The sequence below is a fragment of the Amycolatopsis sp. lyj-90 genome, from assembly GCF_046549035.1.
Taxonomy (GTDB): Bacteria; Actinomycetota; Actinomycetes; order Mycobacteriales; family Pseudonocardiaceae; genus Amycolatopsis.
The window spans coordinates 289,353-303,974 of sequence record NZ_JAJPWP010000004.1 but is presented as its reverse complement, the minus strand read 5'-3'; the positions used below and the strand labels follow the sequence as shown (position 1 = coordinate 303,974).

At 72.7% G+C, this 14,622-nt stretch carries 1 pseudogene; it reads right to left on the bottom strand.

From position 1 onward, the window contains the following. Positions 1 to 10: 10 nt before the first annotated feature. Positions 11 to 14,584, bottom strand: a pseudogene (locus tag ACLJPX_RS17095) (type I polyketide synthase); the annotation flags it as partial. Positions 14,585 to 14,622 lie beyond the last annotated feature (38 nt).

Here is a 14,622-nt window from a genome sequence, read left to right as displayed (position 1 = left end):
CCCGCAGCACCTAGTCGGACAGGCCCAGTTCCTTGTCGAGAAACTCGAACACCTCGTCGGGCGTCGCCGAGCCGAGTTCGACCTCGCTGCCCTCGGCTTCCGCTCCGCCCTGCTTCGTGATCCACGCCGACAGGATCGTCTGCAGCCGACGCGTGATCCGGTCCTCCATCTCCCGCCCGGCCGCCGGTTTCGTCAGCGCTGCCTCCAGCCGGTCCAGCTCGTCCAGCACCGGGACCCCGGCCGCGTCGTCGCCGACGAGCCCGGACCGCAGCCAGGCGGCCACCGCCACCGGGGTGGGGTAGTCGAAAATCAACGTAGTCGGGACCCGCAGCCCGGTGGCGGTGTTCAACCTGTTCCGGATCTCCACCGCGGTCAGCGAATCGAAGCCGAGTTCCTTGAACGCCTGGCTCGCCTGCACCGCGTCCGCCGACGGGTGGCCGAGTACCACTGCGGCCTCCGCGCGCACCAGATCGGTGAGCAGCCGTTCCTGGTCGGCCCGTTCGAGCCCCGCCAGCCGCTGGGCGAGGTCGCCCGCTTCCGGCGCGGCCGCGGCCGGAGCCGCGGCCAGCTGACGCATCTCGGGCAGGTCCCGCACCAGCGGGCGCTGCGCCAGGTTGGCCAGCCGGCTCCAGTCCACGTCCATCACCGTCACCACGGCATCGGACCCGTCGAGCGATTCGCCCAGCGCCCGCACCGCCAGGCACGGATCCATCGCGGGCATCGGCAGCCGCTTCATCCGGCTCTTGATCGCGTCCTTGGACTCGGCGAGACCGCCGCCGCCCCACAGGCCCCACGCCACCGACAGACCGCTGAGGCCCCGCGCGCGCCGGTTCTCCGCCACCGCGTCCAGGTAGGCGTTCGCCGCCGCGTAGTTGCCCTGCCCGGCCGAGCCCAGCGTCGAAGCCGCTGAGGAGAACAACACGAACGCATCCAGGTCCAGCTCGGCGGTCAGCTCGTCCAGGTGGCCCGCGCTGGTGGCCTTGGCCGAGAGGACCTTCTCGAAGCGCGAGGTGGAGAGCCGGTCGATCACGCCGTCGTCGAGCACGCCGGCGGTGTGCATCACCGAGGACAGCTCCGGTCCGGTGCGCCCGATCCAGTCGAGCACCCCGGCGACCTCGGCCCGCTCGCCGACGTCGCAGGTCAGCACGTCCACCCGGCTGCCCTGTTCGGCCAGCCCCGCCGCCTGCGCCGCGATGCCCGCGGCCGAGGAGCCGGACCGGCTGGTGAGCACGAGCCGCTCGGTGTCGCGTTCGGCCAGCCACTGCGAGACGTGCCCGGCGATCGCGCCGGTGCCGCCGGTGATCAGCACGCTGCCGCGCGGCCGCCACGAGGACCCGCCTCGCCGCGGGCGTCCTGCCCGCGCCATCCGGCGGCCCAGCACCCCGGACCGGCGGAGGGCGACCTGGTCCTCGTCGCCGTCGGCCAGCACCGCGGCCAGCCGCGCGCCCGCCCGCTCGTCGATCTCGGCGGGCAGGTCGAGCAGCCCGCCCCAGCGGTCCGGGTGTTCGAGTCCGACGACCCGGCCCAGCCCCCACACCTGCGCCTGCACGACGCTCGAGGGCACCTCGCCGGGCGCGGCCGCGACCGCCTGGCTGGTCGCCAGCCACAGCGGCGCGAGCACCCCGGCGTCGCCCAACGCCTGCACCAGGCCCAGCGTGGCGGCGAGTCCGGTGGCCACCACCGGATGGTCCGGCAGCGGAGCTTCGTCGAGCGCCAGCAGCGAGAGCACCCCGGCGATCGGCGCGCCGTCGACGGCCCGGTCGAGCACCGGCGAAAGCTCGTGCCGGGCGGTGTGCCCGGCTGGGATCTCCGCGACCACGACCTCGGCGCCCCGTACGGTCAGCGCTGCGGCGCAGTCCCTCCGCAGCGTCTCGGCGAAGCCGCCTTCGGGGACGACGAGCAGCCAAGTTCCGTTCAGCAGCACGGGATCGGGTTCCGGCAGGGGCGCCCACGACATGCGGTAGCGCCAGCTCGCGGTCACCGACTGCTCCTGGTCCCGACGCCGCCAGGACGCCAGCGCGGGCAGCACCGCGCTGAACTGCTCCTGGTCCTCCAGCGCCAGGGTGTCGGCGATCCGGGCCAGGTCGCCGTTCTCCACCGCCGCCCAGAATTCGGCTTCGGCCTGCGAACCGTCGCCGCCGCGCACCGCGCCGGCGGCAGCCGCCCCGGTCGGCCAGTAGCGGTCGTGCCGGAAGGCGTAGGTGGGCAAGGCGATCCGCTCGGCGACCGGGAGCACCGCGGTCCAGTCCACCCCGGCTCCCGTGACATACGCCTGCGCCAACGAGGTGAGCATCCTGGTCGCGCCGCCGTCGTCGCGGCGCAGTGTCGCGCACACCGCGGCCGGTTCCGTGCCGGGGGCGGCGGCCGCGGCGGCTTCCTCCAGCGTGTCGGTCGTCGCGCCGAGCAGCACAGGATGCGGGCTGACCTCGACGAACAGCTGGTGTCCCTCGTCGGCCAGCGTCCGCACCGCACGGTCGAATCGCACGGTGGCGCGGAGGCTCGCGTACCAATACCCGGCGTCGAGTTCTTCGCCGGTCAGGGTTTCGCCGGTCATCGCCGACACCATCGGGACCCGGCCACGACGCGGCTCGATCCCGGCCAGCACCGCACGGATCTCGTCTTCCAGCCGCGCCACCTGCGCGGAGTGCGAGGCGTAATCGACGTCGACCATCTTGGCCCGCACGCCCTCGGCGTCGAGTTCGTCCTTGAGCTCCGCGAGCGCTTCGGGAGTGCCGGAGACGACCACGGCGGCCGGGCCGTTGACCGCGGCCAGCGCGAGCTGCTCCCCCCAGCGGGAGATTCGCTGTTCAACCGTCACGGCGGGCAGCGTCACCGACAGCATCCCGCCCGCGCCCGCAAGCACTTTCAGCGACTTCGAGCGCAGCGCGACAACCCGCGCGCCGTCCCGCAGGGACAGCATCCCGGCGACGGTGGCGGCGGCGATCTCGCCCTGCGAGTGCCCCACCACCGCATCCGGCGCTACTCCGGCCGCTTCCCACACCGCGGCCAGCGAGACCATCACCGCCCACAGCGCGGGCTGCACCAGGTCCGCGGTGCGCAGTTCGCCGGAGAGCACCTCCGTCAAGTTCCAGTCGGCGAACGGCGCCAGTGCCCGCTCGCATTCGGCGAGCCGGGCGGCGAAGACCGGGCTGGCCTCCGCCAGTTCCCGGCCCATGCCCGCCCACTGGGAGCCCTGGCCGGGGAAGACGAACGTCACCGCGCCGCCGGGGCGGGCCGTTCCGGCCACCACCGTGCCGGTGGTGCCTCCGGTCGCCAGCTCGTGCAGTCCGGCCAGCAGTTTCGTCCGGTCCTCGCCGAGGACGACGGCACGGTGCGCGAACGCCGAGCGGGTTGTCGCCAGCGACCACGCCACGTCGGCGGGGTCGGTCTCCGGCTGCGCGGCCGCCCATTCGCGCAGCCGGCCCGCCTGTCCGACGAGGCCCTCCGCGGAGCGGCCGGACACCAGCCAGGCACCGGGTCCGCGCAGCAGGGGCTCGGTGTCCGGACGCGGTTCGGCGTCCTCCGGCGGGGCCTCCTCGAGGATGATGTGCGCGTTGGTGCCGCTGATGCCGAACGAGGAAATCCCGGCCCGGCGCGGCCGTCCGCCGGAAGGCCAGGCCATCGGTTCGGCGAGCAGTTCGACCTGCCCGGCCGTCCAGTCGATCTGCGAGGACGGCTCGGCCGCGTGCAGGGTTTTCGGCAGCTGCTCGTGTCCCAGCGCCAGCAGCATCTTCATCACGCCCGCCACGCCGGCCGCCGCCTGTGTGTGGCCGATGTTCGACTTCACCGAACCCAGCCACAACGGACGGTCCCGGTCTTGGCCGTAGGTGGCCAGCAACGCCTGCGCTTCGATCGGGTCGCCGAGTTTCGTGCCGGTGCCGTGTGCCTCCACCGCGTCCACTTCGGACGGCGAAAGGCCGGCGCTTGCCAGCGCCGCGCGGATGACCCGCTGCTGCGACGGACCGTTCGGCGCCGTCAAGCCGTTCGAGGCCCCGTCTTGGTTCACCGCGGAACCCCGGACCAGCCCCAGCACCGGATGCCCGTTGCGCCGCGCGTCGGAGAGCCGCTCCACCACCAGCATGCCGACACCCTCGGCCATGCCCATGCCGTCGGCCGACTCGGCGAACGCCTTCGACCGGCCGTCCGCCGCCAGACCGCGCGCCTGCGAGAAGGCGACGAACCCGTCCGGGCTGGCCATGATCGTGGCTCCGCCGGCCAGCGCGAGGGAGCACTCCCCCGCGCTCAGCGCCTTCGCCGCCAGATGCAGCGCGACCAGCGACGAGGAACACGCGGTGTCCATCGTGACCGCCGGGCCTTCCAGCCCGAAGAAGTACGACAGGCGGCCCGAAAGGACGCTGGTCGCGTTGCCGGTCATCAGGTGGCCTTCGGCACCCTCGAACTCGGCGCTGCCGTCCAGACCCGCCGCCGCGTAACCCGAGCCGTAGCCGCCGATGAAGGCGCCGGTCTGGCTGCCCGACAGGCTCGCCGGGTCGATGCCGGAGCGTTCGAACGCCTCCCAGGACACCTCCAGCAGCAGCCGCTGCTGCGGGTCCATCGCCAGTGCCTCGCGCGGGCTGATCCCGAAGAACCCGGCGTCGAAACCGATGACGTCGCGGACGAAACCGCCTTCCTTGGTGTAGGTGGTCCCGGCCTGCTCGGACTCCGGGTCGTAGAGCTCGTCCACCGGCCAGCCTCGGTCGGCCGGGAAGGATTCGATCGCGTCGCCGCCGGAGGACAGCAGCTCCCACAGCTCCTCCGGGCTGGCGGCGCCGCCGGGGAACCGGCAGGCCATGCCGACGATCGCGATCGGCTCGTCCGTTCCGGCCCGCCGCACGGCCGGGGCCGGGGGCGGTGCGGACAGGTCGCCGATCAGCTCGCCGCGCAGCGAAACGGCCAGCGCGGCAGGCGTGGGGTGGTCGAAGATCAGCGTGGCGGGCAGCCGCAGCCCGGTTTCGGCCCGCAGCCGGTTCCGCAGTTCCACCGCGGTCAGCGAGTCGAAGCCCAGATCGGTGAACGCGCGGTCGGCGCCGATCGAAGCCGCCGAGGCGTGCCCGAGCACCGCGGCCACGTGCGCCAGCACCAGCTGCCGCAGCATCCGGTCGCGTTCCTGGCGAGTGGCCGCGGCCAGCCGCTTGCGAAGGGAGTCGCTGTCAGCAGCCGGGGCCGAAGCAGCGGTGCGCCGCGCGGGAGCACCGGCCAGCGCCCGCCACAGCGGCGGGACGTCGGCACCGCGCAGGGCCGCCACGTCCAGGCGGACCGGGATGAGCACGGCGTCTTCGGTGGCCAGCGCCGCGTCCATCACCGCGAGACCCTCGTCGGCGCCGAGCGCGGTGACGCCGGAGCGGCTGATCCGCGACAACGACTGTTCGCCGAGGTCGCGGCCGATGCCCGCCTCGTGCACCCACGGGCCCCAGGCCAGCGAAGTGCCGGTCAGGCCCGCTGCCCGGCGGTGTCCGGCGAGCGCGTCGAGGAAGGTGTTGGCGGCGACGTAGTTGCCCTGTCCCGGCGCGCCGAAGGTCGCCGCGGCCGAGGAGAACAGCACGAACTGCCGCAGGTCCAGGTGCCGGGTGAGTTCGTGCAGGTGCCAGGCGGCGTCGGCCTTCGGGCGCAGGACCGCGGACAGGCGGTCGGCGGTGAGCCCGGCGACCAGGCCGTCGTCGATGATCCCGGCGGCGTGGAAGACCTCGCCGAGCGGGCAGTCCTCTCCGACGGTGTCCAGCAGCGCGGCCAGCGCGTCGCGGTCGGCCGCGTCGCACGCGACGATCCGGACCGCGGCGCCCAGTTCCGCCAGCTGCGCGGCGCGCACGGCCGCTCCGGCGGCGGCCGGGCCGGACCGGCTGGTCAGCAGCACTTCCTGGGCGCGGCCGGTGCGCACCAGATGCTGGGCGACCAGGCCGCCGAGGGTGCCGGTGCCGCCGGTGACCAGCAGCGAACGGGGGCCGCCGGGGCCCGCGTCGGGTCGTTCAACCGCCATCGCGTTGCCAGACGAACGGACCACGCGGCGTCCGAAGACGCCGTTCTCCCGCAACGCCAGCTCCGGTTCCACCCCGCCGAGCACGGCGGGGAGCGCGACGATTCCGGCGTTTTCGGTGGGCAGATCCACGAGGACGAACCGGCCGGGGTTCTCCGCCTGTGCCGAACGCAGCAGCCCACGGACGGCGGCCGCGGCGAGATCGGCCACGGCCTCGCCCGGGGCGACCGCGGCGCCGGACCGGGTGACCACCACCAGCCGCGCCGCGTCCAGGCGCGGTTCCTCCAGCCAGTCCTTGACCAGTTCGAGCGCCGCCGCGGCGGCGGTGTGCGCGGCTTCGGGCATCGAGCCGGCCCCGGCGACGCTGGTGAGCACGATCGAGGGAACGGGGTCCGCGGCCGCCAGTCCGGCGAGGTCCGGGTAGGTCCGCATCGGGAGGCCCGTGACGGCCGGCTCGTCGGCCAGGCCGAAGGGGTCGTCGCCGAGCACCGCCCAGGCACCGGCCGGGATCGCGGCCTCGGCGGCCGGGGTCCACTGTTCGGCGAACAACAGACCGGACGAAGCCGGTTCGGCGACCGCGGGCACGGACACCGGACGACTGGTCAACGAATCCACCGTGACCACCGGAGCACCGGCGGGGTCGACGGCGACCAGCGAAAGATCGCCGCGCCGACCGCGCCCGACTTTGGCGCGCAGCACCGAAGCGCCCTCGGCGTGGAGTTCGACGCCGGTCCACGCGAACGGCATCCGGACCTCGTCGCCGGAGTCCTCCAGCAGCGCGGCGTGCAGGGCGGCGTCGAGCAACGCCGGGTGCAGGCCGAACTGATCCGCTCGGCCCGCCACCGGCTCCGGCAGCTCGATCTCGGCGAACACGTCCTCGCCGCGCCGCCATGCCGCGCGCAGGCCGTGGAACGCCGGACCGTACACATCGGACAGTTTCGCGGCGTAAAAACCGTCGACGGCCAACGCGGTCGCGTCCGAAGGCGGCCAGACGCCGAAGTCCTCCGACACCGCGGGCGGGGCGGACGCGGCCGCCAGCACGCCGGTGGCATGGCGGGTCCACTCCGCCGCGGAACCGTCCGGGCGGGAGAAGATCTCCAGGTTCTCGCGGTCCGCGGCGACGACGACCTGGATCCGCACCGCACCGCCGTCGGCGGGCAGCACCAGCGGGGCCTGCAAGGTCAGTTCTTCCACCTTGCCGCGGCCCACCTGGTCGCCCGCGCGCACCGCCAGCTCCACGAATCCGGTGCCGGGGAACAGGATCACGCCGCCGACGGCGTGGTCGGCCAGCCACGGCTGAGTACGTGTGGAGAGCCGGCCGGAGCACACCGTCGCGCCGTCGGCGAGTTCCATCACCGCGCCGAGCAGCGGGTGCCCGACCGCGGACAACCCCAGCGCGGCCGGGTCCGTGCCGCCGTGGGGTGAGAGCGAAAGCATGCCCTGCGGCCAAAACCGCTCGTGCTGGAAGGCGTAGGTAGGCAACTCGACCCGGTTCCCGACGGGCAGCACCTTCGTCCAGTCGACGGTCACGCCGTGCACGAAAGCCTCGGCGAACGAGGTGAGCAGCCGGACCGCGCCGCCGTCGTCGCGCTGCAACGTGCCGCAGACCGGGGCGGTTCCCGACTCGGCGTCGGCGGCCAGTTCGTCCAAGGTGTCGTTCATCGCGCCGAGCAGGACCGGGTGCGGGGTCACCTCGATGAACATCCGGTTCCCGCTGCCCGCCACCGTCCGGATCGCGCGGTCGAACATCACCGGCGCACGCAGGCTCTGGTACCAGTAACCGGCGTCCAGTTCCTCGCCGGTCAGAGTCTCCCCCGTCATCGCCGACACCATCGGCACCCGGCCCGGCCGCGGCTCGACGCCCGCCAGCACCGCACGGATCTCCTCTTCGAGGCTCTCCACCTGCACACCATGCGACGCGTAATCCACCGCCACCATCCGCGCCCGGATGCCCTCGGCATCCAGTTCGGACTTCAGCCCGACCAACGCCTCCGGCTCACCCGAAACCACCACCGCCGCCGGACCGTTCACCGCGGCGAGAGCCAGCTTCTCGCCCCATCGGCTCAGCCGCTCCTCCACCGCATCGGCCGCCGCGCTGACCGACAGCATGCCGCCCAGACCCGCCAACACCTTCAACGACTTCGAGCGCAGCGCAACAACCCGCGCACCGTCCTCAACGGACAACATCCCCGCAACCGTCGCCGCCGCGATCTCGCCCTGCGAATGACCGACCACCGCCTCCGGACGCACCCCCGCCGCCTCCCACACCGCGGCCAGAGACACCATCACCGCCCACAACGCAGGCTGCACCACATCCGCCGTCGTCAGCTCTTCGGCCAACACCTCAGACAGCTTCCAGTCCACAAAGGACTCCAAAGCCTGCTCGCACTCCGCCAACCGCGCCGCGAACACCGGACTCACCTGCGCGAGCTCCCGGCCCATACCGAGCCACTGCGAACCCTGCCCGGCGAACACGAACACCGGCCGGACCCCGGTCCGCGCCGACCCGGTCACCACCGCACCCGAGGGCGAACCCGCCGCCAGATCCGTCAAACCGGTGCCGTCGCCGATCACCACGGCCCGGCGTTCGAACACCGACCGCGTCGTCGCCAACGACCAGGCCACGTCCTCCGGACGCGTCTCCCGCCCGGTCAGCCAGTCGTCCAGGCGACGCGCCTGTGCGGCGAGTCCCGGCTCGGTCCGGCCGGACAGCACCAGCGCACCCGCGCCGGACACCACCGGAGCCGTCGCGTCCTCCGGTTCGGCCGGCACCGCGGCCGGCGCGTCCTCCAGGATGATGTGTGCGTTGGTGCCGCTCATCCCGAACGACGACACGCCCGCGCGGCGCGGATGACCGTTGACCGGCCACGGCGCGTTCTCGGTCAGCAGGCGAACGTCGCCCGCCGCCCAGTCCACATGCGACGAAGGCGTCTCGGCGTGCAGCGTGCGCGGAATCTCGTTGTTCCGCAACGCCAACACCATCTTGATCACCCCGGCCACACCGGCCGCCGCTTGGGTGTGGCCGATGTTGGACTTGACCGAACCCAGCCACAGTGGACGATCCCGGTCCTGGCCGTACGTCGCGAGCACGGCCTGCGCCTCGATCGGGTCGCCCAGCGTCGTGCCCGTGCCGTGCGCCTCCACGACGTCCACATCGGACACCGTCAGCCCGGCATCGGCCAACGCCGCCCGAATCACTCGCTGCTGCGAAGGACCGTTCGGCGCCGTCAACCCGTTCGACGCACCGTCCTGGTTCACCGCGGAACCGGCCACTACAGCCAGAATCGGGTGCCCGTTGCGCTGTGCGTCGGAAAGCCGCTCCACCACCAGCACGCCCGCGCCTTCGGCCCAGCCGGTGCCGTCCGCGTCGTCGGAGAACGCCCGGCACCGCCCGTCGGCGGAAAGGCCCTGCTGGCGCGAGAAGTCGATGAACATGCCCGGGGTCGCCATCACCGTGACGCCACCGGCCAGCGCCAGCGAGCATTCGCCGGAGCGCACCGCTTGCACGGCCAGGTGCAGGGCGACCAGCGACGACGAGCACGCGGTGTCGATGGTGACCGCGGGGCCTTCCAAGCCGAGGACGTAGGAGATCCGGCCGGACAGCACGCTGGTGGCGTTGCCGGTCAGGCTGTGCGCTTCGACCCCGCTTTCGGTGGCCAGGTTGAGGCCGTAGCCGGAGATGTAGCCGCCCGCGAAGACGCCGGTGGCGCTGCCCTTGAGCTTCGCCGGGTCGATCCCCGCGCGCTCCAGCGCCTCCCACGAGGTCTCCAGCAGCAGCCGCTGCTGCGGGTCCATCGCCAGCGCCTCGCGCGGGCTGATCCCGAAGAAGTCGGCGTCGAACCCGGCGGCGTCGGCGACGAACGCGCCCTGCGCCACATAGGAAGTGCCCGCATTTTCCCGGTCGGCGTCGTACACGCTGTCGAGGTCCCAGCCGCGGTCGGCGGGGAAATCCCCCACCGTGTCAGTGCCGGAGGCCAGCATCTCCCAGAACTGCTCCGGAGTGCTGGAACCGCCGGGGAACCGGCACGCCATGCCCACGATCGCCATCGGCTCGTCGGCAGACGACACGGCGGCGGGCGCGGCGACACCGATTTCCGGGTGCTCGCCGAGCAGTTCGGTCCGCAGGAACGCGGCCAGCGCTTCCGGGGTCGGGTAGTCGAACACCACCGTCGCGGGCAGCCGCTCGCCGGTCGCCGCACCCAGCCGGTTGCGCAGCTCGACGGAAGTCAGCGAGTCGAAACCGAGGTCCTTGAACGCCCGCCGCTGCTCGATCGCGTCCGCCGAGGCGTGGCCGAGCACGATCGCCGCTTCGGTGCGGACCAGGTCGGTGAGCAGTTCGTCCTGGCCGGCGGGGCTCAGCCCGGTCAGCCGCCGCACGAGTTCGCCGGTGGCGGGCGGCTGCGCGGCGACGGCGGGAAGACGTCGGATCGCCGGCAGGTCCCGCAGCAACGGCGCGGTCCGCAGCTCCGCCGGGAGCTCGGCCACGTCGATGTCCAGCACGGTCTGCACCGGTTCGACCCCGCGCAGCGCCTCGCCGAGGGCGCGGACCGCGAGCTGCGGCTCCATCGGCCGCATGCCGCCTCGGCTGGTCCGGGTGCGCGCGGCCGCGCTGGAGTCGGCGAAGCCGCCACCCGCCCACGCGCCCCACGCCACGGCCAGCGCGGGCAGTCCCCGCGCCCGACGGTGCTCCGCCAGCGCGTCCAGGTACGCGTTCGCGGCCGCGTAGTTGCCCTGTCCCGCCGCGCCGAGGGTCGAGGCGGCCGAGGAGAACAGCACGAACTCGTCCAGTTCCAGTCCGGCGGTGACCTCGTCCAGCAACGCCGCGCCGCGGGCTTTCACGTCCAGCACGGCGGCCAGTCGCGCGGGCGACAGGTGTTCGAGCACGCCGTCGTCGAGCGCCCCGGCGGTGTGCAGCACGGTGCTCAGCTCGGGGCCGATCCAGGCGGCCTGCGCGGTCAGCGCCGCGCAGTCGGTCACGTCGCAGGCCAGCACGTCCACCCGCGTGCCCTGCTCGGCCAGCTCGGCGACCAGCGCCGCGACTCCGGCGGCCGGGCCGGAACGGCTGGTGAGCACCAGCCGACGCGCGCCGTTTTCGGCCAGCCAGCGGGACACGTGCCCGGCGAGCGCGCCGGTGCCGCCGGTGAGCCACACGTCGCCACGCGGCGTCCACGGCTCGCGCGAAACCCGTCCGGCGTGCACGAGACGGCGGCCCAGCACCCCGCCGTCGCGGAGCGCGACTTCGCGCTCAACGCCCCCGGCGAGCACCGAGACCAGCCGCGCGGCCGCGCGCTCGTCCAGCGTCTCCGGCAGGTCGAGCAGCCCGCCCCAGCGTTCCGGGTGCTCCAGGCCGACAACCCGGCCCAGGCCCCAAGCCTGCGCCTGCACCGGATTCGCGGCACCGTCCGCCACCGCGCCGCGCGTGGCCACCCACAGCGGCGCGTTGACCTCAGCCAACGCCTGGACGAGCCCGAGGGTCGCGGCCAGTCCGCCGGCGACGGAGGGCAGTTCGGGCAGCGGGTTCTCGTCCAGCGCGAGCAACGACAGCACGCCCGCCGGCGCGGAGTCCAGCAGCGCGCCGAGCGCGTCCCGCGCCACGACACCGGCGGGGACCTCGATCACCTCGACCTCGGCTCCCGCGGCCGACAGCGCGTCGGCATACGGCCGCGTGCCGACGCTCTCCGGCGCGACAAGCAGCCAGCGTCCGGAAAGAGCCGCCGGAGCGGGCTCGGGCAGCGCGGTCCACTCGGTGCGGTAACGCCAGTCGGCGATGGTCGAGCGGTCCTGTTTCCGGCGCCGCCAGGACGCCAGCGCGGGCAGGAGCACGTCGAGGTGCTGCTGGTCGTCAAGCCGGTCGTCAAGGTCGAGTTCCCCGGCGAGCCAGTCCAGATCGCCCTCGTCCACCGCGGTCCAGAACTCGGTGTCAGCGGCGGCCGACGGCGTCAGCGAGATGATGCCGTCGGGCCAGTAACGCTGGTGCTGGAAGGCGTAGGTGGGCAGCGGCACTCGGTTCCCCGCCGGAACCACCTCGCTCCAGTCCACGCCCACGCCCTGCACGAAAGCCCGCGCCAGACCGGCCATCAGGCCGGTGCCGTCCTTGCGCTGCAACGGCACGAACGCCGCATCGGCCGGGCTGAGCGCGGACAACGAACCGTCCGGCCCGACTTCCAGGAACACCGAGATCCCTTGCGCTACAAGGGACTCCACCGCCTCCCCATACCGCACCGCACCCCGTGTCTGCGCGGGCCAATAGCCCGCCTCGCACTCCGTCAGCACTTCACCCGTCAACGCACCCGCCCACAACAATTCCGGACGCTCGTACGTGAGCCCTTCAGCCACTTCGCGCAGCTCGTCCAGCACCGGATCCATCGCCGCCGAGTGGAACGCGTGACTCACCCGCAGCCGCCGAACCCGGTTCCCGCGCTCCTTCCACAGCGCGACAAGCTGCTCGACCGCCTCGGTCTCACCAGAGACCACCACCGACTCCGGACCATTCACCGCCGCGATCGACACCCCATCTGCCAAGGTCTCAACGACCTCACCCTCCGATGCGTTGATCGCCGCCATCGCACCACCCACCGGCAACGCCTGCATCAACCGCGCACGAGTAGCAACCAGACGACACGCATCCGACAGAGACAACACACCCGCCGCATACGCCGCCGCCACCTCACCCACCGAATGCCCCACCACCGCATCCGCCCGAACACCCGCGGCGCGCAACACCTCGAACAACGCCACCTCGAAAGCGAACAACCCAGCCTGCGCGTAAAGGGTCTGATCACTGCCCGGCGTCCCCGAATCCAGCACCACATCCCGAACCGAAACACCCAGCTCCAGCTCCAACAAACCCGAAACCCGGTCAAACACCTCAGCAAAAACCGGACTCGACTCATACAGTCCCCGGCCCATACCAGCCCACTGCGAACCCTGACCCGCAAACACCAAACCCACCCGAACACCCGGATCCGCGACGCCCGAAACCACCGAACCCGACGACACTCCCCCGATCAGGCTGTCCAGCCCGCCCGCCAAATCCTCGCCCAGCACCACGGCCCGGTGCTCGAACACCGACCGCGTAGTCGCCAACGACCACCCGACATCCACCGGATCCAGCCCACGCCCGGCCACCCACTCGCGAAGCCGACCCGCCTGCGCGGCCAGCCCGTCCGCGCTGCGACCCGACAACACCCACACGGTCGGCTCATCTGTCACGACCACTTCGACGGGCTCCTCCGCCGGAGCCTCCTCGACGATGATGTGCGCATTGGTCCCGCTGATACCGAACGCCGACACCCCCGCCCGCCGGACCCGCTCACCCCGTTCCCACGCCACGTTCTCCGTCAACAACCGGACCTCGCCCGCCGTCCAGTCCACATGGGACGACGGCGTCTCAGCGTGCAACGTCCGCGGAAGCTCGCCGTGTTGAAGGGCGAGCACCGCCTTGATCAGCCCCGCCACCCCGGCCGCGGCCTGCGTGTGCCCGATGTTCGACTTCACCGAACCCAGCCACAAGGGACGGTCCCGGTCCCGCCCGTACGTGGCCAGCAACGCCTGCGCCTCGATCGGGTCCCCGAGCTTCGTCCCGGTACCGTGCGCCTCCACCACGTCCACATCGGACCCCGACAACCCGGCATTCGCCAACGCCGCCCGAATCACCCGCTGCTGCGAAGGACCATTCGGCGCCGTCAAACCATTCGACGCACCATCCTGATTCACCGCCGAACCCCGCACCACAGCCAGCACTCGATGGCCGAGCCGCTGCGCCTCCGACAGCCGCTCCACCACCAGCACCCCGGCGCCCTCGGCCCAGCCGGTGCCATCCGCGTCCTCGGAGAACGCCCGGCACCGCCCGTCCGCGGACAGTCCTTGCTGCCGGGAGAACTCGACGAACGTCCCCGGCGACGGCATCACCGTGACACCACCGGCCAACGCCAGCGAGCACTCTCCCGACCGGACCGCATACGCGGCCAAGTGCAGCGCGACCAGCGACGACGAACACGCGGTGTCGATGGTGACCGCGGGCCCTTCCAGACCGAGCACATAGGACACCCGCCCGGACAGCACGCTGGTCGAGTTGCCGGTCATCAGGTGGCTTTCGACACCCGAATCCGCCTGGCCCGACATCGAAACACCGATGCCGTACCCGGAGGCGAAGGCGCCCGCGAAGACACCCGTGGCGGTGCCCTTGAGTTTCGCCGGGTCGATCCCGGCCCGCTCCAGGGCCTCCCACGAGGTCTCCAGCAGCAGCCGCTGCTGCGGGTCCATCGCCAGCGCCTCGCGCGGGCTGATCCCGAAGAACGCCGGGTCGAACTCCGTGGCGTCGTTCAGGAACGCGCCCTGCGCGACGTAGGAGGTGCCCTCGTGCGCCGGGTCCGGGTCGTAGACGCTGTCGAGGTCCCAGCCGCGGTCGGTCGGGAAGCCGCCGACCGCGTCGGTCCCGGCCGACAGCAGCTCCCAGAACTCCTCCGGCGTGGTCACCCCGCCGGGGAAGCGGCAGGCCATGCCGACGACGGCGAGCGGTTCGTCGGCTCGTTCCCGGACCTCGCGCAGCCGCGCCCGTGCGTCTTGCGCGTCCGCGATGGCCCGCTTCAGGTAACTCCGCAGTTTGTCGTCAGACACGGTCAGCCCCTAGCCAGGATGTTCGATGGTTC